Source organism: Bradyrhizobium sp. BR 1432 (assembly GCF_051547705.1).
Lineage (GTDB): Bacteria > Pseudomonadota > Alphaproteobacteria > Rhizobiales > Xanthobacteraceae > Bradyrhizobium > Bradyrhizobium zhanjiangense.
This window is the reverse complement of record NZ_JBPUGF010000003.1, coordinates 3,861,162-3,888,074: the sequence shown is the minus strand read 5'-3', so window position 1 is coordinate 3,888,074 and position 26,913 is coordinate 3,861,162. Positions and strand designations below refer to the sequence as shown.

Genomic DNA, 26,913 nt, shown 5'->3' with positions numbered 1-26,913 from the left:
AGCTTCGCAAGCGCGCGCAACTTTTTTTGTTGATCAGTCGCGTCTTTTCCGACCGCAATAACTCCTTAATTGCTTATCGAGCAGCTGGCAGCCGCGCGTAATCGCTCCCTGTCTCAGATCCATCTTGCCATAACGGCGCTTCCACTCGATGCGGAATGCTTCATGCAACATCTCGGCGTGTGTCACGAGCAAGCGCTGGAACGTCGCCTGCGCGCCATTGTTCGGCAGCCTCAGAAATCCTGCGATGAAGATCCGGTGGCGCAGGTCCTCGTTGATACGGTGGAGCTCGATGATCGCGGCCATCAGATGCTGGGGCTTGTAAGCGTAACGAGGATCAGGAACGAAACCATCGTCCATCGCGAGGTCCTGAGCCAGCACTTCTCCAGCCAGCCAGAGCCCGCCGTCGATGGCGATTTCCGCGTATTTCTCCAAACGCATTTCCAGGATGCGGGGTTCGTAGAACGGACGGATGGTCATCACTTGTCGCCTTCTTTACGTGCTGTGGCAGTCGTCCCCAACATAGCCTGCGGGGCGGGTTTCAAGACGCTGTCGAGCAGGTCGCCGAAATACAGCTCGATGACGTCCAATTCTGCTTTCGAGATGGGAACCGGGTCGGGGAGCTGGTTCTCCACGGTCCAGAGGTCAGGAGCGGTCGGTCGCGCATCTCGACTCGCGCGTCTAGAGCTCATGGCCGAGCTCCCTCGCGCGAGACTGCTTCCGCGCCGCATGCTGCTGGGCAACGGCTGCGACATCGACAAGGTCGAGGGTCGTCGACTTGATACGCTCGCGCGACAGCCGCTCCGCCAGGTAGTCAAGGCGGCGGGCATCGTCGATCGTCTGTTCGGGATCGTCGCAGCTCGCTCGAATACCGGCATCGATGCTGTTGCGCGCGCCGTACCAGCGCGTCTCAGCTGTGGACCGCGATGCCAGGACATACGCGTCGTGGCGATCGAGGCGATCTGTCAGCCATACGAAGGCACGATCAACCGTCAGGCCCTGCGCCCTGAACGCCGTCGACACAAGTCCGTTTGCCAGCCGGACACGTCCCTTGGCGTCCGCAAATTCAGTCGGCGAGAACGTGATCCTGCGGTCACCGCATCTGGCGGTAATTTGAACGGTTTTGGTCAAGCGCGAGGTCTTGATGCGCTCGACCTGGAGCGCGGTCCCGTTGACGACGCCGAGGCGATCGACCCTGCGCAAGGTGACGAGATGGTCGCCGACCGCGACGGGGAGCGAGTGAGCGTTGCCGGAAGCGTCAGCTGCCGGCAGTACGATCTCGCGCTGGCCGACGAGACCTTCGGTTCGCAGCCGATTGCGCAGCGCGGTGCCGAGGGCGCGGGCCTCCGCGTTCGTCTTGGCGAGGACGATCAACCGTTCGCCGGGCGAAGTGAGCCGTGCTACCGACCAATCGTCGACGAGGGCATCGACGGCGAACTTGAGCTGATCGTGGAGAGCAATCAGGCCGCGCTCATGAAAGACAGCCAAGCCCGACTCGGCATCGCCGGACGCAAAAGCAAGGACGGCCTCGCGTGCCCAGGGCTCACGTTGCCGAAGAATCTGAGACAGGCTTACCGCGCCAATCGCGTCGCGAACGAGACGAATGGAATGGCCGGGTCCCACGGGCCTCAGCTGCCTGTCGCACCCCACCATGATGACGCCAGAAAGATTGTTCTTGCCGCCAGGATTGCCTGCACGTTCGTCCCCTCGATCTACCAGTTCGAGAAGACGGCCGAGTTGAACACTGGACTGGAGGCCACTTTCCTCAACCAAGAGGATGGTTTTGCGATCGAACGCGGGACGTCCCTCGGCCGCTTGCCGATCAATGCGCGCAAGCAAAGCGTCGATCGCGAGCGACGGCACCCCGACGGACGCGCCTACATCGAGAGAGGCTCGCCAGGAAACCGATGCACCGCAGACGGCATAACCTGCGCCGGCGCGATTCCCCGTCGACTCCAACGCACGGGCGATGGCGTTTAGCGCCGTTGACTTTCCGGTTCCTGCAGGAGCCAAAATGCTGACCAGACGACGCCCCGATGTTGCCGCCAGGGCAACCGCTGTCTGCTCTTCCGACAGAGCGTATTGGCGGTAGAGGTGACGGACATGCGCCGGATCCGGCGCGGCGATCCGCGCCTGCGCCAGGTCGACAGCGGTCTCAACAAGCCGGCGCTCGATGGCAACCATCTCCGGCGTGGAGAGCACCGGCCCGTCGCGGCTTTCACCCAGCGAGACGATGGCGCCGCCGGCCATGAGGTCATCCACGTGCTTGAGGGCGTCCTCTACGGAAGCGCCGGTGCCAACCAGCGCATTGCAGGCGGTCTCGATGACATGCCGCCGGCTAAATGTGGCTTCGTGTTCGGTCAACTCGGCGGGGACCGCGGCCGCGACCTGCTGGACACGCGCGATCGGGTTCTCAGATTGCCTTGCAATGCCAAGGCGCTGTCCGGCTTCGCGCGCAGCAACAACAACGCGTTCCGGCTCAAATCCCAGGCGTCGCATCGCCTCGTGCCACTGCGCGAAGCGGCCCGCATCGTTGATCGATTCCTTGGCGCGGCGGCTGTTGCGAGCCACGGCGGCGGCAGCGGCTGGCGCCGCGCCTGAGGTGAGTCCAGCCTTGGCCAGCTCGCGCTCGATAGCCGAACGTCGTGCCGAAAAATATTCGCACAGCTGGAGTGGCACGCCCGCCACGGACCAGCGCCAGTCGTCCTCCGAGCGGTCGATCGCGAAGCCGCGCCGCTCGAGTTCAAGTGCGAGCGCCAGGCGGTAGCAGGCGCCGAAGGTTTTCTTCCACGACCGGAGATCGCCCGCCGTGTCGATGGCGCCAAAGGTCCCGTCGAAGCGCTCGCAAATGGAGGGGATGCAGACGTGATGATGGCGCTGGACACTGGCGAGCACGGTGCCGTCCGCGTGCGTCTCAGGCCTGGCCTCGGAATGGGTGAACACGCTCGCGACAAACAGCGCGGCCTCCCTCCGAACGCCGTTCTTGCCCCTGCGGGCAAGCATGACCTCCTTCTCGATCAGGCGCAGAACCGCTTCGACCGCGGCGCGTTCGGACTCCGCGATTGAAGCTCGGACGTCGGGGTCACCTGCGGCATACAAAACCGAGACCGACTTCGGGGATGAAAGCGTGATGTCGACACCTGGCGCCCTGCGCTTGAATAACGGCGCGGAGACAAGCCTGTTGCCCGCGGCATCGCAGCCGTCGCAAAGTAGGTCGAAGTCACGAGGATTGACTGCGGTACCTGCGACAATGCGAAGCTTGGCGTTGCCGCGCAGCCAAACGCCACCGGACTCAGCCCCTGACCTGTAGTAATCGGAGGGCTGGGAGGTGTAGTAGCTCGGTCGGCGAATGATGGCGAAAGAAGCAACCAAGGAAGAGGCCTCGTGGTAGAGGCGTCCCATTCTGGTCAGATCGGCAATCGACGCTCAGAAATGAATGTGCGGATTTTTGACAGGGGAAGCGAAGCGAGTTTGGGCCTCTTTTTTGGCTCCAAAGCCCTACATTGGGTTCTCCATGAACGTCGCTATCCGATCTCTGCCGACGAGGCCGCTGTGACATGGGCCTGTCGACGATCGGGCCATGTCGTCAGCGGCACGTCGACGATGCCAACCATCGGAAATCCGCAGACAAGAAGCTTAATCATCATGCCCTCGCCGGTTTCGCGCACGCCGAGCACATCGCTGAGCACCTCCGGGGGCACCACGGGAGCGGAGACGGTTTCGCGCGGGCGGGTAATGCCGGCCTTCAGCTCTTCGACGGTCGCGTCCCGGACGCGGCTGATGCGCCGCTCGCCGAGCCAGGTGCGCGTGATCCGATCGACGGTTTCACCCGGCTCGAGGCGCAGCACCAGACGGATGCCAAAGCGGCTCTCTATGACAGTAGCATTTTCGGCACCAGCGATGGTCTTCAACTGGCCGAGGTCCTGGAGGCTGGCGATGGTCGTCACCTTCATTTCACGACCGAGCGAGAGAAGGCTGGGGAGTCTCGTGATCGGGATCTCCGAGAATTCATCAAGTACGAGCGCTAACCTCGGGGCGTCGGGGACGCGGCGGGCGGGAGCCAATGCCGCCGTAGCAACGCGTTCTGCGAGAAACGTGCCCAGCAGACCAGACAGCTCCGGAAACGCCAGCGACTTCTGAAACACCAGCGTCCTCGGCATCGCGCCCTTGCAGCCCATCCAGTCCTTGACAGTAAAGTGACGTTCCGCGGGGACCTCGGCGAAGGCGTCCGCCAGCGGCTCGATGGTCGCAAGAACCGCCACCCACATGGTGATGAGCACCGACATCACCGTCCGGTTCTCAGCGGGATCAGCGCCGAACGATACTAGCGGGAGGCTCGGTGCATTGATTTCGGCCAAAGCCTGCTGAAGTTTTGTCGGGCTACCCAGTGCATCGTCGCGCAACTGGCTCCAGCTCCAGTGATCACCGTGACGAGCACGCAGGACCATTGCAAGATCGGCCAGAATGGCGCGGGCCGCTGAGACCCACATCGTCTTCTTGTTTTCGTCATCGATGCATTTGGCGGCGAATTCGAGCGCGACCGCACGATTGTGAACCTCCGGTCCGAGGTCCAGAGCCCATGTCCGTGCATCATGCGGTGCAATGAGAATGAACGCATCGGTCGGTAGGCCCGCCACCATGTCGCCCTTCACATCAAAGATGAAGTTCAGACTGGTGCCGGCCAGGAGCTGCGCAATATAGGCCCGCAGAAGTCCGGTCTTGCCGGAGCCTTGGGTGCCGACCACGAGGATGTTGCGGGCGGCTTGCGCTAGGTTCAACTGCACGTTCGGCAGCAACCAGAGCCCATCTTTCATGGTTCTTCCCGCGCGACGGATGAACGCCTGAATGGCTCGTCGGGCGTATTCGCCGAACATCACGTGCCGCCCGCTCTTGACGATTTCGGTCTCGATGGGGGCGTGCGGATATAGGTCTCGCAGAGGGCGATGCTTGCCGCGATGAAGGGAGCCGACGCAAGCACGATCAGGCGCGTGCCCAGGGCAGGCTGGTGAGCAAGCTCGGTAGGGATGCTGACGAGCCACCGCATGCGGCAAACGAGGAACAGCGGTCCGTCGGAGGGCAAGCACCGCCAGCCCGTGATCTGCCTGAGGATGTCGATCAGTACTGCGTGGCTGTTCAGCGCGACGTGGCCTGCGAACAGGACGTCGATGTCAGGCGGCGCGACCAAGAAGAGCGAGAGATAGGAAAGGCCGCCGATCGCGACGAAGACGCAGAACGCGGCCAAGAGTGCGGGGCGGAATTTGACGACGGTGTTGTTCACGTTCAATCTCTTTCTTTCGAGGCGGATCAGCCGAACAGCCAGGACAGCAAGCTGATCGCCACGATTGCGGCGAGGCCAGCCAGGGCGCCATGGATGGAGCCGACAATTTCGAATGGGACGATCCGGCTCTCCTGGAGCTTCCAGTCAGCGGCATCCCTGGAAGCGATCTGCTCTTGGGCCGCTCCGGACGGTGATTGGAAGTTGGGCACCGAAACGCCCACAGCTATAGCGAACGACCGCAGCCCGGCCTGCCCGAGCCGACGCAACCCGCTGGGATCGAAGGTTGCGGGATCGGCCAGGAAGATCGCCGCGAGGTCGCGGCCGAGCTCTTCACGGGACCGCGATGCCTCGATAATCGCGTTCACTGCAGCCCCGCTGAAATCTCCAGGTGTGCTACTAGCCATCCTGATTACCTCCGACGCTGATGAACTCGTCGAAGGCCTTGAACATGGTGTCGCACCATGCCGCGACATCCCCCCTGACGATCTTGGCTTCGGGGAGCGGCAGGCCGGTGACCGCCATGATCTCGCGAACCGGCATCATCACCGCATCCATCAAGCGGATGTTGGCCGCCTCGAACGGCGCCCAGCTGTCGGCTTCGATCGCGGGCATTCTGACAGTGACCGCCTTGGCCGCCAGCGGTCCGATCAAGCCACGATTAATCGCGGCGGCCTCGCTCGAGGGATGGAGGTCGCAGATCCGGCCATCCCGTTCGTTTTCGACGAGCATCAGGCGCGCCTGCGGCAGAGCCTCCACGAACGCACTGGCCGAATGAACGCCGCGGCGCATCGCCTCGGCCTGGCAGGTGTAGGGCGTCACGATCAGCGTCGACGTCCCGAGCTGATCCAGCTCTTCCTGGAGATCGGTCATCCCGGCCCACAGCGCGCCCCGGGCCGCCTCGTTGGCGCCGAACTCGACGATCGTCATACCGCCCGCCTGGCTGATGCGCTCGATAGTCAGATAGAGCGGCGTGAGGGCCCGCCAGACCGAGGCGGGGTCCCGGCGCGCCGCTCTCTGGTCAATCGCGATGCTGACGGCGTCGTCGGTGAGTCCTTTGAGCGACTGGCCTGTCGTGTCGACCTCGACCACGCCGCAAGGCAAATTGCGCAGCCGCAGCCATTCCGCCATGGCTTTAGCAAGTAAGCTTTTCCCGATGCCACCCTTGTCGCTCACGATGGGCGCGAAGATGGGCAAGCACAGTCGATTCTCGGCGCGCTTCTTTTCCTTCTTGGTCATATTCATTCCCTAGTCCAGAGCGCCGGCACCAGTGCCGAGGCATGAACGAGAAGAACGGAATTCCGGAAACTCTGCGCGGAAATGAATGCGCGAATTTTTGACGGACTCGTCGCCGCCTATTCGCCCTTTAGCTGCGCGACCCACCAGTCCTGGGAGAAGCCCTGCAATGCGAGGCTTATCAGCAAAGAACGGGCTTCTTGGTAGCAGCCGTCGGGGTCGGAGAAGCCGAATAGCTCACGCAACACGCCGAGCTCCAAGGGGCCCGCCAGATACTCCTCTCGCAGGTTCATTTTGCGCAGCATCTGCGCCAGCCTGAACTCGGGTGTCGCCAGCACGTGAGCAATGCAAAGAAGATTGGGGTCGACTCCCGCAGTCGCCGCAACAAAGACGAGCTCCTCCGGCGAAAAGTCGTGCCTGGTGAACTCCTGATGCATCGTTTTGGTCATGGGATCGGGGATCGGGTCGAGGGCGCGCCACCGCTCCCTTTTGCGCTCGCCGCTCGCAAATTCTTCGGCGCGCTTCCTCTCCTTCTCCTCACGCTTGACGATACGTTGGTCTGCCCTGTGTGTCGCCGTTGACAGCTCCACCTTGTCCTTCGACAGCTCGCTGATGCGCGCGCAAGCCTTCATGAGAATCTTGATCGACCACGCCTCTGCCGCAAGCGCTGCGTCATACTGCTCGCGCTTCTGCATATTCGCAGTCGACGCCGCGGCCTGCTTGACGATGAGGTCGACGACCACCTTGGGCTCGGCCGCTCCCGCTACGAATTCCGTGGCGACCGATTCGCCTTCAGCGCGGAGGCTGCTCATCACCGCGAGCTTCCGAGCAAAACTGCCAATCTGTTCTTTCCTCGCGTCACCCTTGCACTGCACGCCCTCGACCCAGGCGTGCTCGCTCAGATACGGCAGCCCGCTCCCCCGTTCTGTGACCACAAGTTTGCCGTCCAGCCGGTCTTGTGCCGCCTGGAGTTGGCCAACTACGACATCCCGGCGGAACACCTCATAGGCCAGCGCTTTGCGGATCTTGACCTCGACATCCTGCTTCATGCGGCCACCGCTGGAAAGGATGGTTCGCGTATCGATTGCGGAAACGATCTTCACGATGGGAACGCCGCGCCGGAAGTTGACGAGCTCCTGATGATTGAGCGCGAAATACTGGTTTTGGAGATCCTGCTCCGCGTAGGGGCACAAGAAGCAGTGGTCGGTTAGCCGCGCCACGCGATTCCATACCCGGTCGTCGACGCGGTCCTCCCAGCCCGGAAGCTGGGCCTCGTTGACGACGAAAAGGACGATGACCGCTTCCAACGGGAAGGCGTCTGTAGGACGGTCGAATTGAGCAATGACCTTTTCACACGCGCGGATGTGCTCCGTCACTGCTCGCCGCAGTATGTTCTCATTGGCTGGGATGATCGTGGGTCTGGTGATGAAGATGGTGTCCTTGGAGTTGGTTTCCTGCGAAGGCGGTGTCTATCTCGCAAAGGCGCCGCCGGCGGCCAACTTTGCTGACGGCAAGCGCTGGCCAGTCTATTGAGACGAACGGCGGGTGCGGACCTCGACCGCAGTAGGGGCGCCAAACTCGAGAAATGAGTCGGTGAAGAACGCCTCCGCGGCCGCCGCTTCGGCGAACCTTTCGCGCAGGAATTGCGCGTTACATCCAAGTCGACTGAGCTTGTTCTTGCACTCATCGATGGTGATCATGTTCCGTGCGATTTGGTGGTAGGCAGGAAATTCGATCTTGCGCAGGATCAGGTTCGTCGCTGCCATCGCGACGATTTCCTCGCCATGATATGCGATCAGTTCCTCCGGCTCAGGTGTGCGCTGGTGGCGTTTCAGCACGCGCACGGTTGCATGAACGGCCTCGTGCACGACCGTGTCCACAAGCTCCTCGATGGTCCTGTGTTTGCGCAGGTTGAGCCAGCTCAGCGGCCGAGCACGTTCTGGAATGACAATCGTCGAACCAAATCGCGGCTCTGCAAGTGCCTGCGCGTTGGTGAAGACTGCATCGGCTCCGATAATTGCCCCGATGTCGTCGAGCATCGTCAGAAAATCTTGAAAGCCGGCATTGTTCACGCCTGCAAGTGCGGCACGGGCTTGCCTCTCATTCATGTTGCGTAAGATGTAGTCATAGCGAGCAGTTATGGTCATGGGCCTGCTTGATGGTGGTTAGGGATTGGTTCGTCTGAAGCCGCTTATGGGTTTGGTTGCGGAGTGCAACCCTCCCCTTTCACGATGTTTTATGGGGTGGTTGCGAAAACCCAGGCTTCGCCGGCGTCGCGCAATCTTTGCAGAGCATGCCGCAGCCGCAGTTCGCCGATTTCATTAACCTCTTGGCGAGCTCCGTTCAGGTCCTCCGTGGAGGCCGAAGCCGCGTCAACGGCGATGCCCTTCATAATGTCGAGTCTGACGCAGTACAGTTTGTCGGAAAGGATGATCATGCTGTGGAACAGGTCGCCGGGAAAAGCATTTCGATCCCTCGCCGCCTTGATTGCGACGTCCACTTGGGCGACCAGGGAATCGATTACGGTTGCAATCCAACCCTTTCGGACCGTCCGATATTCCTCTTGGTCTTCGCGCAGGCCAATGGCTGCCGTCATCGGGGTGCGCTCCATCGCCAAGAGATCGTCAAGGAGGCAAGCGAAGAGGGCGGATTCTTCATCCGGGCGACATCGACGTGAGCCCGCGTCGGGAAGGCCAGCAATGTCCCTCCAGACGGACCGCGTCCGTCAGGCTCGATCGCATAGAACCAGTTCGCATAGGGGATCAGCGTCAGGTCTTTCCGGATTAATCCGGTTCTCACTTCAGAACGCAACTTCGGCCTCGTGTCTGACTTGGTTGTGCAGAAAGGACCCGGCCATCGCATGCGACCGGGCACCGCTTTCGCTACTTTGCGGCGTCGCACTGGAGGCGGCGGTTGAGTTCGCTCTGGATGTGCATGGCGGTCTTCAAGCCGTCCGCCATGTCGAGGTCGGCGTCGAATTCCGGATGCCAGCCGCAGACCCGGATCAAGTCGTCCTCCTGCCGGAGGATGAGGTACCGCGCGCGATGAATCACGACACAATGGCCGGCGTGGTGTCGCATCCGGTCTGCGATCGCATCCAGAACCGGCGCCGCCACGCGCTCGAAGCCGGCCTCACCAAGGCGGTGACCGATCGCAACCTCAGCGAAGGGGAACCCACCAATCTCCGCTTCGACCCGCGCTATCGGGATGTACTCGACATACGGCCCGAACAAGCCCAGGGCTGCATCTCTGGCTTCTACGGTGGCGAACACCTCGGGATATCCCGGCGCGACGCCTGCAATCGCATCGAGCAAGTTCTCCTCGTCGAGCAATAGCGGAGCGTCAGTGGTCAGCTTTTCGGCGAGCCAGCCCGGCATGCGGGCGACAGGGCGGGCGAAGGACAGATTGTGCATTGCATTTCCTTTCTGGCTGAGCGACGGATAGGCAACTCCACAGGAAACAGATCTTATGACTGATGAGTGCCCGGACCGACGCCGGTCTGGCCAAAGGGAACACGGATCGGAAGTGGAGTCAACAGAAACGGATTATATGACTGATATCTAATGGTTAACGAATGATTGGGTTTACCCCCCTCCCGGGCACCGAAGTGGTTTCCCTAAAGAGCGACGACGACAGCGAAGGTTTGACCGCCAAGCTCCGCTCAACCGTCGCGGCAACAGCCGCGTGTCCCTACTGCAGCGCAGAACGAGTGAAGAACGGTACGCGTACGATGATTTTCCATGACGTTCCACAAGGTGGGCAGCCAGTGCGGATCGTATGGAAGAGACAGAAGTTCATCTGCTCGAGATGCTCTCGCTCATCGCACGACGAGCATCCGGCATTCGATCAACGACACGCTGTGACCAAGCGCTTCGTTAAGTGGGTCTCAAGCGAGGGGCGCAAGGTGACATTCTTGTCGCTTTCGAAGCAGTCCGGCGTCAACGAGAAAGTTATCCGTCAGATATTCCAAAAGGCAGAGGAGGGCGTCGGTCACTCAGCTCGTCCAGAAATGCTTGGAATCGAGCTGATCAAGATCGGAGGTAGCTTGTACCCCGCTCTGATTGATATTTCTAAGGGAACAGTAATTGACGTGTTCTCGTCCGTCGCAGTGCTATCAGACCGTTTCGGACTTGATCTACTCGGCGAGAATGCGACTCTACCTGCCCACGTGGTCGTGTGCGACATCGACTTACTCGACCTACTTCGGGGGTTCTTCTCTCCGGTCTCTGAACTGCTCATAAGCCGCTCGTCCTTACATCGAGCAGCTCTCGCGGCCATCGAGGCTCACGTCGTCGATTTCTTAAAGCAGCTTCCAAAAAACAAAAGACAATCAACTGCGCCCGATCTTGCCCTGTTCCGGAAACCCAACATTGGTCTAGGACGACTCTCTCACAGGAGACTATCCCATTGGGAGCGGTACTCTCCACCGCTGTTTAAGGCTTATCTCCTCAAGGAAAGATTCCTCGAGCTGTGGACCTCTAGCCGCAATCCACCTGAAAGCGGGTGGGACTTATGGAAAGAACAAGCTTCTGATGCCGGTCTCGACCTTGGACCATTGATCGAACTAATCGATTCAAGGAGAGGAGCCATAGATGACTATATCCGCCACCCTGCCTTGCGTTACAGCTATCCAACAATATTGAGAGCAGCTCAAAATATCGACAAGGCTACGACGCATAGCTTTTCGGCATCTCGGGCCATTCTGCTCGCAAGTCAGAACAAGAAATGAGGTGCGGCGCGATGAAGTTCGCGGGAGTGACGCCGCAGCGATCGAGCGCGCCACCCGCAAGCATACTCCGGTATGCAGGTCGGTCCTCGACCTGATCGTCGGATTGCGCACCGCGCCAGTTTTGCGACGCCGGGCGCGAGGCCAGCAGGGTGTGCAACCGGACCATACGAAAGTCGCGATGTCCCCGGCCCAGTCCGGCTTCCACAACGAGAACCCAACCTGATCGAGCGCCTGGCGGCCGGCGCCGTTGTCGAGCTCGCACAAGGCGACGGCGGGCTCACCATCCTGGCGCCGGAACGACGCGTCGAAGAGGGGCTACCCGGAAAGCCGAACCCGAAAATTTCCGCCTCATTGTTTCATCAAGTAAATTCAGTATGTTAGTTAGAGCGATAACAATTACGCGAAATAACCGGACATCCGGGGCCGTCAGGCGGCCTCCGAACGCGGGGGGCTCGCGGTGACCGGCAGCGTGACGCTGCTGATCGGGGCGCCCAAGGCTTTTTGCGCGACCTCCAGCAGGTGCTCGTGGTGCGTGAAGAACAGGACTTGCGTCTTCATGGCGAGTTCGCCCAAGACGCGGAAGCCTGCTGCCGCGCGCTTGTCGTCGAAGTTGGTGAACAGGTCGTCCGCGATGAACGGCACGGGCTCGGCGTGGTCGAGATAATCCTCGATCGCGGCGATCCGGAGCGCGAGGTAGAGCTGGTCCGCGGTGCCGGTGCTCATGCCGGCGACCGGAACCCGCCGGCCGTCGTGGCGCAGGCCGGCGAGCTGCATGTTGTCGTGCTCGTCGAATTCGAGCTGCAGCGCTTGGAAGGAGCCGCAGGTGAGGATGGCGAACAGCTCGCCCGCGCGCTTGAGCATCGGCGCCTGTTTCTCCCGCCGGTAACGATCGATCGCCCATTGCAACAAGATGATCGCGGAGCGAAGTCGCACGTACTGCTCGGCGATCTCGGTCATCTCGGCGAGCGCCGCCTGCCGATCCGTCGCGTCCCTCGCCGCTCGGTCGTCACCGCCAATTCCTTCGAAGGCTTGGCGTGCGGTATTGCGGGCTTCGCGTGCTTCCATCAGGCGATTGCGCAATTCCTGCACGTCGTCGGTAAGCGTCTGGTCTTTGGCTGCGACGGCATCGAGGTCGATGCCCGAGCACTCAGCGGCGAGTTCCGCAACGGAAAGACCATCGCCATCCTGGGTCAGCGCGGTCGTGAGCCGATCCAGCTCGGCGCTGAGCCTCCGCATCTCATCTGAGCGCTGAATTGCGATCCGCAATTCGTCGGTCGACGCGACGCTGGCCTTCTGCAGAAACTGCATGATGATTTCGCGCGCTTCACGGTTCGATTCGCGGCACGCATCAATCCGTACTTGCAGGCCGACGATGTCGGAATCCTTTGCGTCCCTGAGATCCCGGGTGCGCGCAGCCTCTGCGGCCAGGCGATCAAGCTGTAATACGGCTTCTTCGGGATCCGTGCCGCTCAGGTGCGGACCGATGGCTTGCGTCAAGGCGGCCACGTCGGCCTCGAACGTCTTCGCATCGCGCTCGATCTTGTCGATACGCTCATGCCGCAGATCGTTGATGCGGACTGCCGCCTCGCGCATGTCGTCGATGGCGTTGATCTGCGCTTCGGCCGTCTCCGGCGTGGCCGTAGCGACGAGCTGCAACGCCTTCAGAGCGGCTTGCCAAGCGTTCGTCCAATCCACCCACTCCGCCTCGGCCCTATCCAAATCCTTGCGCTTGCGCGCAACCATACCCGTCGCTTTACGGTGCGCGTTGTCAAGATCGCGCGCCGTCTTGGCGGCATTTTCGTGCCGGCGCTCCTGCGCCGCCGCCGTCTCGATGACGAGGTGGAGCGGCTGGGCGGCGAAAGAGGTTGTGGACACCCCCAGCGCTTCCAGTTCGGCCAAGACGACGCTCTTGCTCTCGCCCTCACGCTGTTGCCAAGCGGCTGTATGCCGCTCGGCCGCCGAAAGCCGCGCGTTCACGTCCAGGATTTCGGTTCGTGTGCGCAACCACTCGATCATCACATCGGGATCTTGCGGGGCGATAGTGCTGCCCGACCACAGCGCAGCCCAGGCGGCATCCAGGCTTGTGCGCTCTTGCGCCAGCGACAGTTCTTCTACGCCCAAGGATTCCAGCAGATCATCCTGCTCGCTGATCTGGCGGCCAATGACCGCTAGCTGCGCGGCGGCGTCGGCGCGCTCAAAGCGCTGATCCGCCGCCGAGTCCGCGTCGCGCATTGCGGCCCCGAAGTCCCGCGCCAGCGCATCGGACGGGCCGAAGGCCGCCATCTCGTCTTCGGAAACCAAAACGCCTTCGACATGGCGGCGCCGGATAATCGACCAGCCGGTGTCGCGCCGGCCGCGCAAACGTTCAAGCTCGTCAGCGGTCACGACGTGTTCGTCGGCGACGATGCGCTCAAGGGCTTTCTGGCGGCGCCCCCGCTCCCGTTCGGCATTTCGGATCTGTTCGCGGCAGGTCTGCTGCCGCTGGTCCAGGCTGCGGCAAGCGTCTCGATGGGCTTCAACCGAAACCAGCAGGGGAACCGACATCGATTCCAGGGCGGCAGCATCGGTGACTGCCGGCCGCAGGGCCTTTAGAAGGCGTACAATTCCGGTCCGCGCCTCCTGCTCCTCGCGCTTTGAATTCGCGATCCGGCCGGCGATGTCGCCGAGTTCGCGCGTGGCCTTTATGACCGTCGCGAGCTTCGAGATATCCGTCACCGGCCCATGCGCTTCGATTTCCGCTGCGATCTCGCCGAGCTTGTCCTCGGCTTCGGCCACGGCGCTCTTGGCATTCTCCACCGCCCCGGATTGCGCCCCGCGGCGGTTGAGCAAACCGCGCAGGACCGCAACCTTAGCCTTGGCAGGGATGCGCGCGATTAACTGATCGACGTCTCCGGTCCATTCAAGCTCTCCTGCCAGGCGATTGAGATTGGCTTCCGCCGCGGCCAGTTCCGCTCGCCGTTTGGGGAGATCGGCCTTTCCGGCCAGAACCTGGATGCGACGATCACGGAGCTGCGCGATATCTTCGGCGCGTGCCAGCAACGCATCGTCGAAGATCAGGGCTGCGCATTCTGCCTCAAGCGCACCGATCTGCTCGCTCAAGGCCGCGATGCGCGTGGTGGCGGCCGCTTCGTCCGTAGCAGCCTTCTCCAAAATCTTAGAAGCGTCGGCATCAAACGGAATGACCTCGCAGAGCGCGTCGATAGCGCTTTGAGCTTCCGCGCGCTTGCGCACGTCGCGGTGCACCCGGCGGATTCGGCCCAGCTTGCGCAACTCCGCTGATTTGATCTCGATTTCGCCTTCGATGACGCCGTAAGCATCGTTAGCCGTCTCGAACGCGCTCTTGAGCGCTTGCCACTTGGTGGTCGTCACCACATCGTCGCGCATCGCGGCCTCGGCGGCCTTCAGGCGTTCTTCTGCCTTGAAATACTTCCGGTGCGCCGCGCGGCGTGAGGCCCAAAGCGCGTCGGCTTCCGCCTCCATGGCCTTGAGCGTCTCGCTCAGGCCCGTGATCCCGGCGCTCGCCGAAAACAGCATCTGGCCGACGTCGTCCTGCGCCTGGAGGATTTCCTTGCCCCCCTGCCGCAGGCGATCGTGATCGAGGCTGAACATGCGCGTGTAAAAGCGGCGGTCGGCCCCGGCCAGAAACGGGGCAAGCGCGCCCTCGCCCGAAGGGATCGGCGCGTCATCGCCGGCCAGCAGCGTGTCCTTGTTGCCCTTGCGGCGGCGCACTTTGAGCGTGTCGCCCTCCTTTTCCAGGAGCGCGCCTACCCGCATGGCGTTGTACCCATGCAGAAAGTTGCGGGGCGAGTTGGCGGGGATGCCGAAGAGCAAGTCCTCAACCCCGTTCATCGCCGTCGATTTTCCGGCTTCATTCTCGCCAAGTAACATCTGAAAATCCGGCTTGCCAGCCGGTAGGGCGATGATGGCGTCCGTGAAGTGACCGTATTGAAGGAGATCGAGCTGCCGGATTCGCATGGTTACATCTTCTCCGTTGCGAGCCGTGCGCTGAGATACGCACCGCCATGGGCGATCAAGTTTGTGATGTTACCGTCGATGGCTGCTTTGAGCACAGCGTCGTCCGCGTCCGTGCGGATGTCGTGAGGCAGTTTGCGGACGAGATCGCCAAGCTCCGTGGCGAGCCGCGACTGCAGGTCGACATCGCTGCCAGCGCTCTCGATGATGCGCTGAAGATCGCCCAACGCGTCTTTCCGTGAGGCTACGGTTTCGGGGCTCGTGGTCGCAATAATGAGACGCTCGATCCAGGCGACTTCGTCGCCCAACCCCAAAGCTGCTGCCCTCGCCTCCGCAAGAAGATGATCCGCCGACGCGAGTAGTTCGCCATGCAGTCCCGTCGCTCCCGCCAGTTCGATTCTGCAGGCGAGCAGACGCCCTTGCGCGTCGCGCTCAACGGCCTCTTCGATGGCTTGCCTGATGCGATCGACGGCGTCAGCAATCGCGACGCACTGTTCCACCGGAACCGGCAAAAGGATCCAGCGCACGCAATCAACAAGAATCGGCGCAATCTCCACGACCTGACCGTCCTCGACCGTAACCAACGAAGCGCCTTTCGGGCCGCTTTCGCGGATATGGCGGCCTTGCAGATTGCCGCAGAACACGACATGCGGGCGCTCGTGGAGGACTGCGGCTTGGTGCACATGCGCGAGCGCCCAGTAGTCATAGCCCTTGTTGATGAGGTCTTCGATGGCGCATGGCGCATAGTTCGCATGTCCCGGCGTGCCACCCAAGCCGGTGTGCAAAACGCCGATGTTGAAGCAACCGGCCACAGGTGGCGGATACGCTGGAACCAGATTGTCCGTGATGTCACGCTGCCGGAAGCTCTGGCCGTGCAGGGCGACATTGAGCTGCGGTAGCCGGAAGGTCTCAACCCTGCGCGCCGGAAAAACGCTGACATTGGTCGGCAACGTGAGCTTGCGAGTGATCTGGCTTTCTGCATCGTGATTGCCGTGAAGCAGGAACACGGGGATGTTCGCCTGTGACAGGCGGCCCATCTGCTTCACGAAGAAGAGTCCAGTCTGGTAGTCGCGCCAATCGCCGTCGTAGAGGTCGCCGGCGATGACGACGAAATCGACCTCGTCCTCAATCGCCTGCGTGATGAGGGTCTCGAAGGCGGTGCGCGTTGCGGTGCGAATCCGTTCGGCTGCGGGACCTTCCTGTCCCGCGAGGCCCTTCAAGGGGCTATCGAGATGGATATCACCGGTGTGGATGAAGCGAAATGACTGCAAGACGGAAATCCTTCAAATCGACGCAAGCGCTGATGCTGACCGAGAGATTCATCTCTCATTGGGTGATCGGAAATCGGAGGAGGGACCCGGAAAGCCAGACTCGGTTATTTCTATTGGTAGGCATATTCGAACAGAAAGTGAGGGGGCTGGTTATTCTCGAAGTTCAAATTGCTCAATATCTTGTGGGCAAGGCACCTCCACCGTTTGTCCTTAAGGGTACACGGCCTAGTTGGCGAGCCAACGCGCGTAGGCTTGGATGTCGATCATGGGGACCGTCCCGCTAAACTGAAGGCGTGAAATCAAGTTGAACAGAAACGCCGTTGCCGGTCTTCCCTCGGGCGTGAACACATAGCGGCCAGGATTCGTCTCGCGCGTGAAATGACCGTGAGCTGCGATGCAGCCCATATCGAGCTGGCCATCCGCACCGCCGCCGGCGAGGGCACTATCAAGAGGAGCGCCGAAAGCCGGTGTCCAATCGCTCTCGAAGGTCAAGAGGCCGCCGAGAATAGGTATAAGCGCCTTTGCCGGGTAGACGCCGCCGGCGTGGGGAATCGGAAGGCTGGTGCGATGCAGCCGCCGGACAGAAGCGACCTTGTCTTGGGCGTACCGAATCTGTGCGGCGTTGATGGCCTGCTTGGCCTCGAAGGCCGCGTAGACACTCTCCGCCGGAATGATCGTCTGTCCCTGATACTTGAAGATAAAGGGCGAGTACTGTCGGTCAAAAACGACGACGTCGATCTGATCGCTAAAGTTGCCCAAACTGTCGACAACGTGTGCCGTGGCCGCTTGATACCGTTGCGGCAAGTAGGCACTCAACATCTCCAGCCAGACGGACTCGCTGGCGTCGCCTTTGGTGCCAGGGTGTGCGAAGGACTTTCTCGAGATTTCGAGCTTCTGCTGAATGTCAGCATGCAGACCCGCGAGAAGCTGGGACAGCGACCAATCGCTCATACGGTCTTCTCCTGGAATGGCGGCGTCGGATCAATCGCCTTCGCGACCGCTAGCGCGCGCTCAAACGTAATGGGCTTCGCGGGATATGCATCGAGAACGATGCTAGGCAGCAGGCGCTGAGTGAGATCCGAGAACGTGAATCCATGCGGGATTTCCGGTCGCGATCCGGTCGCGGTGACCAGCTGCTCGATCTGGATCGCAGAAAATCCAAGTTCGGAAAGTGGCGCGGTGAGCAAAGCGCGCCGTTGGACATCGTTGGGGCGCTGGAAGTGAAGGATGTCGGCGGCACGGCGCTTAACCGCAGGATCCAGCGCTCCGAGGCGATTTGTGCACATCACAACAGCTGCCGGGAGTCCGCCGTTCCCTATGCGATCAACCCCCCGAATGAACGCATTGACGCCGGCGCGATCCTCGTGGTGCATTTGCGCATTCTCTCGTGACTGAGCCAGCGCGTCAGCTTCATCGACAAGAAGAATGACCCCGCCTCGCGACTTGCCGGTTTGACTCTTGAATTTCGTGGCCTCACTTACGGCATGGTCGAATGCCGCAGAGATGAGCTGCGTCATTTCGCCTACGCGTCCCTGTCCTCGCGCCGACAAGCTCAGCGGAAACAGGGTGATTTCGATGCCTTCCTGCCTCGCAACGGCATCGCCAATCGTCTCGGCAAGCTCGGTCTTTCCGGAGCCGACATCCCCAGCGAGCACGACGAGCGGCGGGCGGCGAGTGGCGGTCTTCAGCAGGCCAGTTATCTTCGGGTGATATTTCGCCGCCCAGTCTGCAAGTCCACCCGGATTGACGAGGACAGCCAGGATCTTCATCAGGCGTGACTTCTGATCGTCGATACCGACGAGGGCAGCGAGACGATCCTGGGCCGCAAAGTCGGGAAGCAGCGTTCGCCGCTCAAACAGATCGCCGATGTTCGGCTTATTGCTCATTTCCAGCTCCGCACAGTGTCACGATTGAGGGCATGGCCGCCGGACGAATAGGTTTTGTCCGAGCTGAAATAGCCGTCCACACCGGGCTCATCTGCTCCGGTGCGATAGTGAGGAAGAGATTTTTTGAACGCGTCCCGCTGATCTGACGTCAGCGCGTCCCATTTCGAGCTATAACTGAGAAACGATGAGAAGCGTGCGTTGCTAACGTCTGCGCCGGCAGGAATGCGTCCCGGATCATCGTCATTCGCGGTCATGCCCGCCAAGTCTTGCGCGGTGTATCGCAGCGTCGGCGGGATCCAGGTGTCGTTACGCTTAAACCCAAATGTCACTGCGCCCATGTAGCCCGCTTTGAGGAGCTCGATCACCTCGGTTTCGTAGTCAGCAATATCGCTATCGCTAGGAACGCCGTAGAAGCGCTGCACGCGCTTCAAATCGGTCGCGACCTTTGCGGCCATGTGCCGCGCATGAGTGACGGTGAAAGACGCCGATTCCGAGATTGAGTAGCTGTTGCTCATGTTATTTACACCTGGAAGGAGGAGCCAAAGACTTTTTGCCAGTAATAGATGGTCTCCTGCTTCGTCGGCGCTCCGCGCGCGGCGTCGATGGCATCCCCGGCATCCATAGCTGCATCGACAATCGCGCCGGCCTGCTCCTTGGTATACAACCGGCTAACGTTGTTAGCGGCGTTGACAGGATCGATGATCTGCACAGGCTCGGTGATCGAACCCACGCTCGAGGGCTTGTAGTAGTCCGAAAAAACGATCCGCTCACGGAAGTCGCTTTTCACGATGTAGGTGAAGAAGTGCTGGAGCGCTTCAGGATAGTCCGAGAAGTCCGCGCCATTGTCGGCAAGGTGTGCGAGAACCAACTCGACCATGAACGACTTGAAGCGAAAGCCTTCCATTTCGCTTTTGATCTTGCGTGTCCAAAACTTCGCGAGTCGGGCGACTTGCGCGAAATGAGCTTCTTGTGCCTTCTTCCGCTTCCGGATGAAATCAAGGTGATAAAGAATATTGGTCTTGAGGAACGACCCGTCGTCCTGGCTGACCAGGTTGCCGTACCAATCGGGATCGCCATCGTACAAAATCGGGACGATATCTACATCGAGGCCGCTGCCTTTAAAGGACACCGTGACGCTGTAGGTTTGAGGCTTGACCTGGTCGGGACTGAAATTCGGGAAAGCCTTTCGGAGTCGCTGTGCCAAGTACTCCAACAGGGCCGCAACGTCTTGGGGCGCGTCGGCGCCGCTGATGTAGCAGGCGACGTCGATGTCGTTCAGCGTGCGGAGAGCCGTGCCCTTGGCGAGACTGCCCGACAGAAGCATCTTCTTCAGCGTAAAGTCGGGGTGCTCACCCAAATACGTCTCAAGCTTTTCGCGCAGACGCCTGGCTTGCCCGCGATATTCGTCCGCCTTGTCCTTGGGCAGGTTGACGCGCTCCTCAGCGAAGCGAACGATTTCGGAATGGCCAACGTGGGCTAGGCTCATAATCAACCTCGATAGGTGTGCAGTGCACAAGCCCGAACATTGACCCGAGCGGCGAGTGCGAATAGTATCTATATGGATAAACTAACTTAGCCTGTCAAGAAACTTTACTCATGAAAGGTTGATCTTGTGGAAGACCCGGCGCGCTTAAGATGGGGTACCGAACAACGCCTTGAATTTATTGAGTTTCGTCTCTATTGGGACCGAAGCGTCAAACGTGCGGACATTCGGGAGCGTTTTGGCGTCTCTGTGCCGCAGGCGTCCGCCGACTTGGCTCAATATCGGGAGCTCGCCCCCGAAAACATCCGCTACGACGCCAGTGCCAAGCGCTTTGTGCCGGCCGATACGTTCGAGCCCCGGCTTCTCAAGCCAAATGCGGAGCGCTATCTCGCGCAGCTGCGGGCGCTATCTGAGAGCGTCATTGGGGAGCTCGATACGTGGATTGGTGATCTGCCGGATGTCGGCGTGATTCCAATCCCTGCTCGCAGGGTCGACGCCGAAGTGTTGCGCTCATTTTTGCAAGCTGTCCGTGAGCGGCGATCAATCTCGATCGAGTATCATTCCTTGAATGACCGCCGTCCTGAACCAATATGGCGTGAGATTACCCCTCACGCGTTCGGATCCGATGGCCTTCGATGGCATCTGCGGGCGTTCTGTCACATCGAGCGGACATTCAAAGACTTCATCATTTCCCGTTGTCTCCGGATTGGAGAAATGGGCCCGCCCGCGGCGGACGCCGCGGCCGATGTTGACTGGGCGGCTTTCTTCACGGTGGTTTTGATTCCCAATCCAAAGCTTTCCAAGGGGCAGCAAGCGACGATAGAGAGGGATTACGGAATGATAGACGGCCGCTGCGAGCTACGCGTCCGCCATGCTCTATTGTACTATTTGGATAAGCGCCTCCGCCTCGACGTTGCTGAACAGCAGGATCGTCCGAAGGAGACGCCGATCGTTGTTGCGAATAGAATGGAGTACGAAGCGGTTCTGGGAAAAATCAAGTATTAGCCGTGATCAGAAGAGGGCGCACAATCCTCATCCTGCGCCGGCCCCGATGCGGAGGACGGCGAAGGCAAATCAAAGGCTCGCATAACCCATAAGGCTAATGCGGCTATAGCAACCAGCACGTGCATCCCTGGCCCGTCCGGCTATACTATTTGCAAATTCGTCCGCCGGGGCCGGTATGTTTCAAATAACAAAGCCAACCGACAATTTGCGACTTCTGCATTGGACCAAGGAGCTTCCCAAAGCTAGCGAGGCAGACCCTCTTGGCCTCGAACTAAGGGTTTCAGCGAGGCTTTCGAACGAGCTCCTTTATTGCATCACCTCGATCACGCCCCGCGCGCGCTACTACGCCTTCTTTCCGTGGGCCCTGCAAGACTACAATGAACGGGAGCGTCTGACGAAAGGCGACCGCGGACGTGTTCAAGGCGTTCTCGCCCGTGAGCGGGCGATGGTTCTCGGCGCCGTGTTGCATCACGAAGGCGCGGCCTGCGACGGTGGAGGCCTGGGCGGTAGTGACAAAGCCGACGAGCTAGAGCGATCTCGCTACTACGACCTGATTGCCTGGAGACACCTTAAGAACTCTCAAGGACAGTTCGGCGCCGCCTACAAGGGATCACTGATTAACCTTGGTGTTTTCAAGGCCGATGACGAGGAAGTCAGCGAGGACGTTGAAGCCGATACGAATGAGCTCGACGAGAAAACGCAATCCATTGAGATCCGTGAACTAAGTCCGCTTGGCCAGCGGCTCGCGAATGCATTCAAGAAATCCGTTCAAACGACAGCGTATGTAGCTCAAGCGCAGACATTGAAGAACAAGGTCGCATCTGATGTCCTGACAGAATTTGGCAAGAAGGCCGGTCTATGCGAGATCACGCACAAGAACGCGAAGGATCGGGATGTCCTGCGGGAGGTGTTTTTCGCGGCCTGCGAGGAATTGAACCGGCCCTCGCATCATCGCCGGCGAATGTCGCTGCTACTGTTCCTAGAGTGTGCTGCCAAGGCTAAGGAGGCCGGAGCGTCGCTCGATGAGCGGACATTCAGCGATATCTGCTATTTCGATGCCATCGTCCTTGGCGATGAGGAGCGGACAAGGCAAGAAGTAGTGCTGTCTACCAGTCTGTCAGATATTCAACAACGATGGCGCGTCTTCGCTACGCAGGGATACCTAGCCGTGGCTCTGCAGTCGCTGTTGGTCGCTGTAGTCAGGCAAATTCGTGACCAGCCAGCCGGCGTTGAACGAACGCAGTTGGTCCGGCTACTGAATCCGCCGAGCCTGACCGAGCGGCTTAAGGAAGTGTCGGGCCTTGAGTTGCCCGGCGACTTCTTACAGATGACGCCCCGAGATACGCTTGCTCTTTGCGGGCTCGACGTCCGCGATCCCGGCCAAAGTGCCCTTTCCGCCGAGGCTCCGTTCTCCGAACGGCAACTCGAGGAGTGGCTCATTGAGGACGAGGCCAACGAGGCGTCGTGCGTGGTATTGGCGGCCACGCTGCTCTATCAGATAGTCCTGCGCCACAAGCAGCGGTGCCCGGTCCAGTTCAATAATTGGTACGGTCAGCAAATCCACAATCACTATGCCGATGTGGCTCTCCCTGGAATCATTCGGTTCTTCGAGGACGAGTTTGGCAAGCATTGGGTCGAGCGGACGAATGGTGAGATCCTAGATCGGATTGTTTGGCGCTTTATCGTCCGTCAGCATCAGACGATGAGCTATGAGCGTGGATTTGGCGGTGTCGCGCCCCTTTTTCATGTCGATGGGACAAGGGTTGTTGCAACGGAAATGGACTACACCAATCCGCGAGCGAAGAATCCGCGCTTTAGGCCTGCCCTTCGCATTCTCGCGGACCTCAAGCTGATCGTCGAAGGAGATGAGGGGTACGAACTGACCGAAGAGGGTGAGACTTGGCTCGCAACCGAGCTCGCGCGCACGGCGCGCCCATGAAGCCTCTGGATCTCCTCGATCAGCTTGACAAAGGTGCAAGCTCCGTCGGGTTTATCGCCACATACGAATTTGACCCGCAGTTTTTTGAGCGGCGCGTTCTAGCCAAGAAGATGTTTGGCTCGGCCGAGCGCATCGTCGTTTTCATGGATTGGACACGCTACCAGGAGCTGATGGCGAATGGATTAGGTGTGTCAGGTTTCAATCGCCGCTACCTCGTCATTCCAATCAATCGCGCACCTTACGCATTTCATCCGAAGCTTTACTTGGGTTTTGGAGACAAGCGGGCGGACGCGATTGTTGGAAGCAGTAACTGCACCAGTGCCGGCATTGGATACAATCTCGAGCTCTGTTCGGCGTTTTCGGCGTTGGAAAGTTCCCAATCTATAAAGGAGATGGATCAAGCGTTCGTAATCCGCCAGGCGTATGACGCGATGAGGGTGTTCGCGACGGACGCCGGACCGCTCAAAAAAATCATTGAGACGAAGTTTTTCGAGCCGGCGGAGGAGCTTTACCCATGGTTGGGCCCGAAGTTTGCCATGCACAAAGGAGGTATTGAGCTGCTTCACACCCATGAATTGCCTTTGTGGAAGCAGATCACGGCACGCCTTGCTGGAGAAAACATTCGAAAGATCGTTGTAATCTCGCCTTTCTACGATCGGGACTTAGCCCTTCTCAAGATGTTGAAGAAACAATGGCCTCGGTCCAAAATCACGGTGGTCGCTCAACCAAAATACGCGACGTTGGCCGGTGAGAAGTTGGCCAAAGTTTTCGCGGGTGGTAAGCATACGCTGTTTTCGGCCAGTCCACAGCCGGGCCGGAGACTTCATGCCAAAGCGTTTGCTTTCGAGACGGGCTCCGGATGCTATTGGCTTACGGGCAGCGCCAACGCCACGCTCGCGGCGTTTGGCGGAAAGAACACGGAAGCGGCAATATTTCTGAAGACGGAAGAAGGTGCCGACAGCCTATTGAGAGAGAGTGGTCTTTCATTGCGGCGGATCGATCCAAAGAAGTTCATACCTGGCGACGAGGAAGAGCCGGTCAGTAGCGATCCTCAACGTGGCATTGTACTCCACTCGGCGATCCTGCGCGAAAACGGGGTGCTGGAGTGTGAGATAAGCACTGCTGGCAGCTTTGATGATGTAACTCTCAGAATCCGAAATTTTAATGAAGCCCTTCCTGTATTGGCATTGCCGGTCCGGTTGGGTGCAGCCGTTTCTCTCGAATTGGCTGAGCAACAAATCGAACAGATCCGGGCCGCTGCCGTGTGCGAGATCAAGGCCGTTTCCAAAACAGGCGACAGCGTTCTCAGCAATGGCGTTGCCCTTGTCCAGCTCTATCACTTGCTTCGCAAGCGATCCAATTCACACGGCGGCGGAAACCCCTTGAAAAGGATCGAGGAGACCGGAGAGAACATCGTGTCATACATCGATGCTATGGGTAGCGCCCGTGACGCGGTGGAGTTTCTAAATAATTGCAACATCCGATTTTTCGACGGTGAATCTCCTTCGCCCGGATCGAGGCGCGGTAGTTGGAAGCCGCGTGATCCCTTCAAGCCTGATGCTCCGCCGAACTGGCTAAGCGTTCCTGTTGGAGGCTCGGCCGGTGATCTTCGCGTGGCTGTCCTAGCTTTCGTCCAGCGGCACCAAAACGATAAGCTGTATCGGCACGTGCGCCGGGGAAACCTGAATGGTCTGCCAAACTTTCTCGACATATTCCGAACGCTTAATGCGCTTTTGTTCGCGTACCACGCACGGGCGATGAGCAAGGAAGGCCCTGTGATCCCCTTTGGGTATGTCACTACGCTCGTGATGACGAATGTTGAACTGCTCATTGGCCCTTTTGAACCAAGAGAAGACGCCTTTGAGGGGAATGGGCTTATCGCGGCGATATTTGCCAATTTCCAGGGCGATAAGGCGCTTGTGCGAGAGCGAATCGAGCGGGAGCGTGTCCCCCAAATGCTCTACGCTGCAGTCGAAGCTATGGTGCAGGTCCGTGCAAAGGCGCGGAAAATGCAGAGCCTCGATGACTGGGCTAAAAGGCGTTTGAACTGGATATCTGCTTGGATCGCGTCTCAAGGTCAAACGCAGCCTGCGCGCGAAGACATTGACGCTGCCGCACTTGAATATTTTGCGCAGAGGAAGGCGGCCTAGTCGTGCGGTGCGGCGGTTGGCCACGGTTAGCCGGCGGCCCGTATCGACTCAGTCCGCGCGGGTTCATTTTCTGGAATAGCATCGGTCTTGGCGGTATCGCCCGGAGTGTGCAATCGCTGACGCTGAATGAGTTGGATCGGGTAACGGCTGTGAGGCCGCATTGAAATTGGCGCGGCGGGCTCCACTGATAGAGTCGATGGTATCTGTTGGACCCACCTCCTCAAGTTGCTAGAGAGCGGTGCGGGCGCGGGGAGACGGAATGAATAATAAGCAATCTAGCGGCAGCTATCCGCTTGAACCTACCATTCAACTGCCGAAATTCATGACCCTCAACTGGGTCGCGACAAATATCGGCAACGTGCCGCCGTCTGATATCAGGCACATATCCGACAGATGCCGTGGCTTAATCTCGAAATGGCCAGAAGGAAGGCTGAGTCATCCGGCTTTCATTGAGCAAGTTCACCGCGCCTTGGGAATCCCGGGTGGCATTGGAATACTCAATGCCGCTCTCAAAAAGAGAAAGCTGTTCGATCCTGTCGTCGAACGGGCCATAGACGTTGTTCATCGGGCGGGCCGGCTGAAGGAATTGAAGGCACGAACGACCAGGCCAGGCGCGAGTCCAGACGAATTTGCGGCGTTTGTGGCAGAAATGCTCGCAGCAAAGAAAGAGCCGGAGCTTATCCAGGAGTTTACAGCCGTTTCGATTCTCCGGAACCAGCTCAGCGTCTCGGCGATTTCGTGGTACGATCAGTCCTCAGGCTGGACCGACTTGTTGCAGTTTGCACGCGAGTACCAGCTGAACGATCCGCCGGCTTCTATGGGCGAGACGGGCGAGCCCGGTGTTTCGCTAGCTCCGAGCGATGAATATGATGAGAGTTCAGCCGTGGACATTGTCACTGCGGAAGATGTTGAGACATCGTGGGTTGATGAGCTAGCGAGGATCTCGAGGCTGGCAGGTGAAGCAAAGCCCGATGTTGCAATCGCCGCCGAGACCCTGAGCAGGGCAAGAACGTTGGTCGCCCTCGCGCGGCAATATGAAGATCTCAAGGTAAGCCCTGGCCGAAAGATTTCTCTGGCCTTCAAGGCCCTTCTCGCCGTGTTACCTGCACAAGAGGTCGCGGAAGACGCATTCGACAGGCGCCAACTCAATTTGTGGGCCGAACAGCCAAGCGAAGGTCTCTATTCGGACGATGAAGCCGATAAGATCGCAGCTATTGCCTCTCAACTTGGAGCATTGGCAGACGAATGGATCCAACAGCGCACGGCCTATGACCTCGCTGTCCGTGAATATTTGGCCGCCGCTGTGACACAGCGCGCTGAGCTCGATCCTCCGATGCGCGTCAGTCAAAATCGTCTGGTTGAAATCAAGAGCCGTAGCGTTCCACTTGCAGCAGAACTTGGTGACCTTCTGAAGCACAAGGATCAGTTGAGCGAGTTCCCCGCTGAGCCGGTCCTGCCGTTTGTCGCCGAAACACCAACAGAGGCATCTCAAGGCGGAGAACTGCTGCCGGAGCAGGAGCCCGAGCTATCCGAAAAGGAGCCCGCCGGACCTGATCAAAGCATCGTTTCTGATGATCAGGCAGGCGGCGCGTCGGATGAGGCGCTGAGGGCTTTGAACTCTGTGAACGAGTTGAGCGCTCGAGGGCGTCACGCGTTGGTTAGCCAGCTCGCAGCCGCTGTGGCGGAACTTTATCCTGCTTCCACCGAGAAAAGCGAGCCGGATATCTACAAGATGCTGGCGTTATCGACAGCGGCACAGGAGGTCGCCGATGTACCTCCGGAGCCATTGATGAATTGCTGTATATCGCTTGCATCTCACAACCTCGGCAAAAGCTGGAGCGAAGGGCCGCGTGATCGCGCCGCTCTCCTGTATCTGCTGTCGGGGTTGCTTTTCCGGCCCTTTTCTTGCCAGCTTCCACGGCCCGCAACGCGGTAAAGCTGCATCTCTTGGGGCGATTTGGATCCGCGGC

At 59.8% G+C, this 26,913-nt stretch carries 23 protein-coding genes and 1 pseudogene; 6 read left to right on the top strand and 18 right to left on the bottom strand.

The window, feature by feature from the left end; all coding sequences use genetic code 11:
- Positions 1-33: 33 nt before the first annotated feature.
- The 11 genes from ACSKB8_RS18710 to ACSKB8_RS18660 form a co-directional block, all read right to left on the bottom strand.
- Entirely contained in the window at positions 34-477 is a 444-nt protein-coding gene (locus tag ACSKB8_RS18710) for a hypothetical protein (RefSeq protein WP_438105621.1), read from the bottom strand.
- The gene (locus tag ACSKB8_RS18705) at positions 477-632 is read right to left on the bottom strand and encodes a hypothetical protein (RefSeq protein ID WP_438105620.1); all 156 of its coding nucleotides are present in this window, start codon (positions 630-632) and stop codon (positions 477-479) included. The genes ACSKB8_RS18710 and ACSKB8_RS18705 overlap by 1 nt, the downstream gene beginning before the upstream one ends.
- 46 nt (positions 633-678) lie before the next feature.
- Entirely contained in the window at positions 679-3,399 is a 2,721-nt protein-coding gene (mobF, locus tag ACSKB8_RS18700; RefSeq protein WP_438105619.1) for a MobF family relaxase, read from the bottom strand.
- A gap of 122 nt (positions 3,400-3,521) precedes the next feature.
- Complete coding sequence (locus tag ACSKB8_RS18695; RefSeq protein ID WP_438105618.1) at positions 3,522-4,871, bottom strand: type IV secretory system conjugative DNA transfer family protein; 1,350 nt, start codon at positions 4,869-4,871, stop codon at positions 3,522-3,524.
- A complete protein-coding gene (locus ACSKB8_RS18690; RefSeq protein WP_438105617.1) occupies positions 4,871-5,275 on the bottom strand; it encodes a hypothetical protein in 405 nt (134 codons plus the stop codon). The genes ACSKB8_RS18695 and ACSKB8_RS18690 overlap by 1 nt, the downstream gene beginning before the upstream one ends.
- Positions 5,276-5,301: 26 nt before the next feature.
- Complete coding sequence (locus tag ACSKB8_RS18685) at positions 5,302-5,640, bottom strand: hypothetical protein (RefSeq protein ID WP_438105616.1); 339 nt, start codon at positions 5,638-5,640, stop codon at positions 5,302-5,304.
- Positions 5,641-5,671: 31 nt separating this feature from the next.
- The gene (locus tag ACSKB8_RS18680; RefSeq protein WP_438105615.1) at positions 5,672-6,511 is read right to left on the bottom strand and encodes a hypothetical protein; all 840 of its coding nucleotides are present in this window, start codon (positions 6,509-6,511) and stop codon (positions 5,672-5,674) included.
- A 116-nt stretch (positions 6,512-6,627) separates the two neighbouring features.
- Positions 6,628-7,884: a hypothetical protein gene (locus ACSKB8_RS18675; RefSeq protein ID WP_438105614.1), complete on the bottom strand. Its 1,257-nt coding sequence runs from the start codon at positions 7,882-7,884 to the stop codon at positions 6,628-6,630.
- A gap of 150 nt (positions 7,885-8,034) precedes the next feature.
- Positions 8,035-8,655 (bottom strand): hypothetical protein, encoded by a 621-nt coding sequence (locus ACSKB8_RS18670; protein ID WP_438105613.1) that lies wholly within the window; start codon positions 8,653-8,655, stop codon positions 8,035-8,037.
- An 89-nt stretch (positions 8,656-8,744) separates the two neighbouring features.
- Positions 8,745-9,104, bottom strand: coding sequence for a hypothetical protein (locus ACSKB8_RS18665; protein WP_438105612.1), 360 nt, complete (start codon positions 9,102-9,104; stop codon positions 8,745-8,747).
- Between the two features lie 286 nt (positions 9,105-9,390).
- A complete protein-coding gene (locus tag ACSKB8_RS18660; RefSeq protein WP_438105611.1) occupies positions 9,391-9,921 on the bottom strand; it encodes a hypothetical protein in 531 nt (176 codons plus the stop codon).
- Positions 9,922-10,082: 161 nt separating this feature from the next.
- Between ACSKB8_RS18660 and ACSKB8_RS18655 the strand changes: the two are divergent.
- Both ACSKB8_RS18655 and ACSKB8_RS18650 read left to right on the top strand, forming a co-directional pair.
- Positions 10,083-10,307 (top strand): annotated as a pseudogene (locus tag ACSKB8_RS18655) (transposase family protein); the annotation flags it as partial.
- Between the two features lie 60 nt (positions 10,308-10,367).
- A complete protein-coding gene (locus ACSKB8_RS18650; protein ID WP_438110896.1) occupies positions 10,368-11,237 on the top strand; it encodes a transposase in 870 nt (289 codons plus the stop codon).
- Positions 11,238-11,663: 426 nt separating this feature from the next.
- Here ACSKB8_RS18650 and ACSKB8_RS18645 read toward each other — a convergent pair whose 3' ends face one another.
- The 6 genes from ACSKB8_RS18645 to ACSKB8_RS18620 form a co-directional block, all read right to left on the bottom strand.
- Positions 11,664-15,212, bottom strand: a complete 3,549-nt coding sequence (locus tag ACSKB8_RS18645) for an AAA family ATPase (RefSeq protein ID WP_438105610.1) — start codon at positions 15,210-15,212, stop codon at positions 11,664-11,666.
- A 2-nt stretch (positions 15,213-15,214) separates the two neighbouring features.
- Positions 15,215-16,480 carry a metallophosphoesterase family protein gene (locus ACSKB8_RS18640; protein ID WP_438105609.1) on the bottom strand — a complete coding sequence of 422 codons (1,266 nt, stop codon included), beginning with the start codon at positions 16,478-16,480 and terminating at the stop codon, positions 15,215-15,217.
- A gap of 225 nt (positions 16,481-16,705) precedes the next feature.
- Positions 16,706-17,431 (bottom strand): DUF6602 domain-containing protein, encoded by a 726-nt coding sequence (locus ACSKB8_RS18635; RefSeq protein WP_438105608.1) that lies wholly within the window; start codon positions 17,429-17,431, stop codon positions 16,706-16,708.
- Entirely contained in the window at positions 17,428-18,366 is a 939-nt protein-coding gene (locus ACSKB8_RS18630; protein ID WP_438105607.1) for an AAA family ATPase, read from the bottom strand. The genes ACSKB8_RS18635 and ACSKB8_RS18630 overlap by 4 nt, the downstream gene beginning before the upstream one ends.
- Complete coding sequence (locus tag ACSKB8_RS18625) at positions 18,363-18,881, bottom strand: hypothetical protein (protein WP_438105606.1); 519 nt, start codon at positions 18,879-18,881, stop codon at positions 18,363-18,365. Before ACSKB8_RS18625 ends, ACSKB8_RS18630 begins: the two co-directional genes overlap by 4 nt.
- A gap of 5 nt (positions 18,882-18,886) precedes the next feature.
- Positions 18,887-19,852, bottom strand: coding sequence for a CBASS oligonucleotide cyclase (locus tag ACSKB8_RS18620; RefSeq protein WP_438105605.1), 966 nt, complete (start codon positions 19,850-19,852; stop codon positions 18,887-18,889).
- Between the two features lie 126 nt (positions 19,853-19,978).
- Between ACSKB8_RS18620 and ACSKB8_RS18615 the strand changes: the two genes are divergently transcribed.
- Together ACSKB8_RS18615 and ACSKB8_RS18610 are read left to right on the top strand one after the other, a co-directional pair.
- A complete protein-coding gene (locus ACSKB8_RS18615; RefSeq protein WP_438105604.1) occupies positions 19,979-20,854 on the top strand; it encodes a WYL domain-containing protein in 876 nt (291 codons plus the stop codon).
- A 205-nt stretch (positions 20,855-21,059) separates the two neighbouring features.
- Complete coding sequence (locus tag ACSKB8_RS18610) at positions 21,060-22,793, top strand: hypothetical protein (protein ID WP_438105603.1); 1,734 nt, start codon at positions 21,060-21,062, stop codon at positions 22,791-22,793.
- Between the two features lie 191 nt (positions 22,794-22,984).
- Here ACSKB8_RS18610 and ACSKB8_RS18605 read toward each other — a convergent pair whose 3' ends face one another.
- Positions 22,985-23,365 (bottom strand): hypothetical protein, encoded by a 381-nt coding sequence (locus ACSKB8_RS18605; protein ID WP_438105602.1) that lies wholly within the window; start codon positions 23,363-23,365, stop codon positions 22,985-22,987.
- Positions 23,366-24,055: 690 nt separating this feature from the next.
- Between ACSKB8_RS18605 and ACSKB8_RS18600 the strand changes: the two genes are divergently transcribed.
- Complete coding sequence (locus tag ACSKB8_RS18600) at positions 24,056-24,943, top strand: hypothetical protein (RefSeq protein WP_438105601.1); 888 nt, start codon at positions 24,056-24,058, stop codon at positions 24,941-24,943.
- 259 nt (positions 24,944-25,202) lie between these two features.
- Entirely contained in the window at positions 25,203-26,879 is a 1,677-nt protein-coding gene (locus ACSKB8_RS18595) for a hypothetical protein (RefSeq protein ID WP_438105600.1), read from the top strand.
- Positions 26,880-26,913 lie beyond the last annotated feature (34 nt).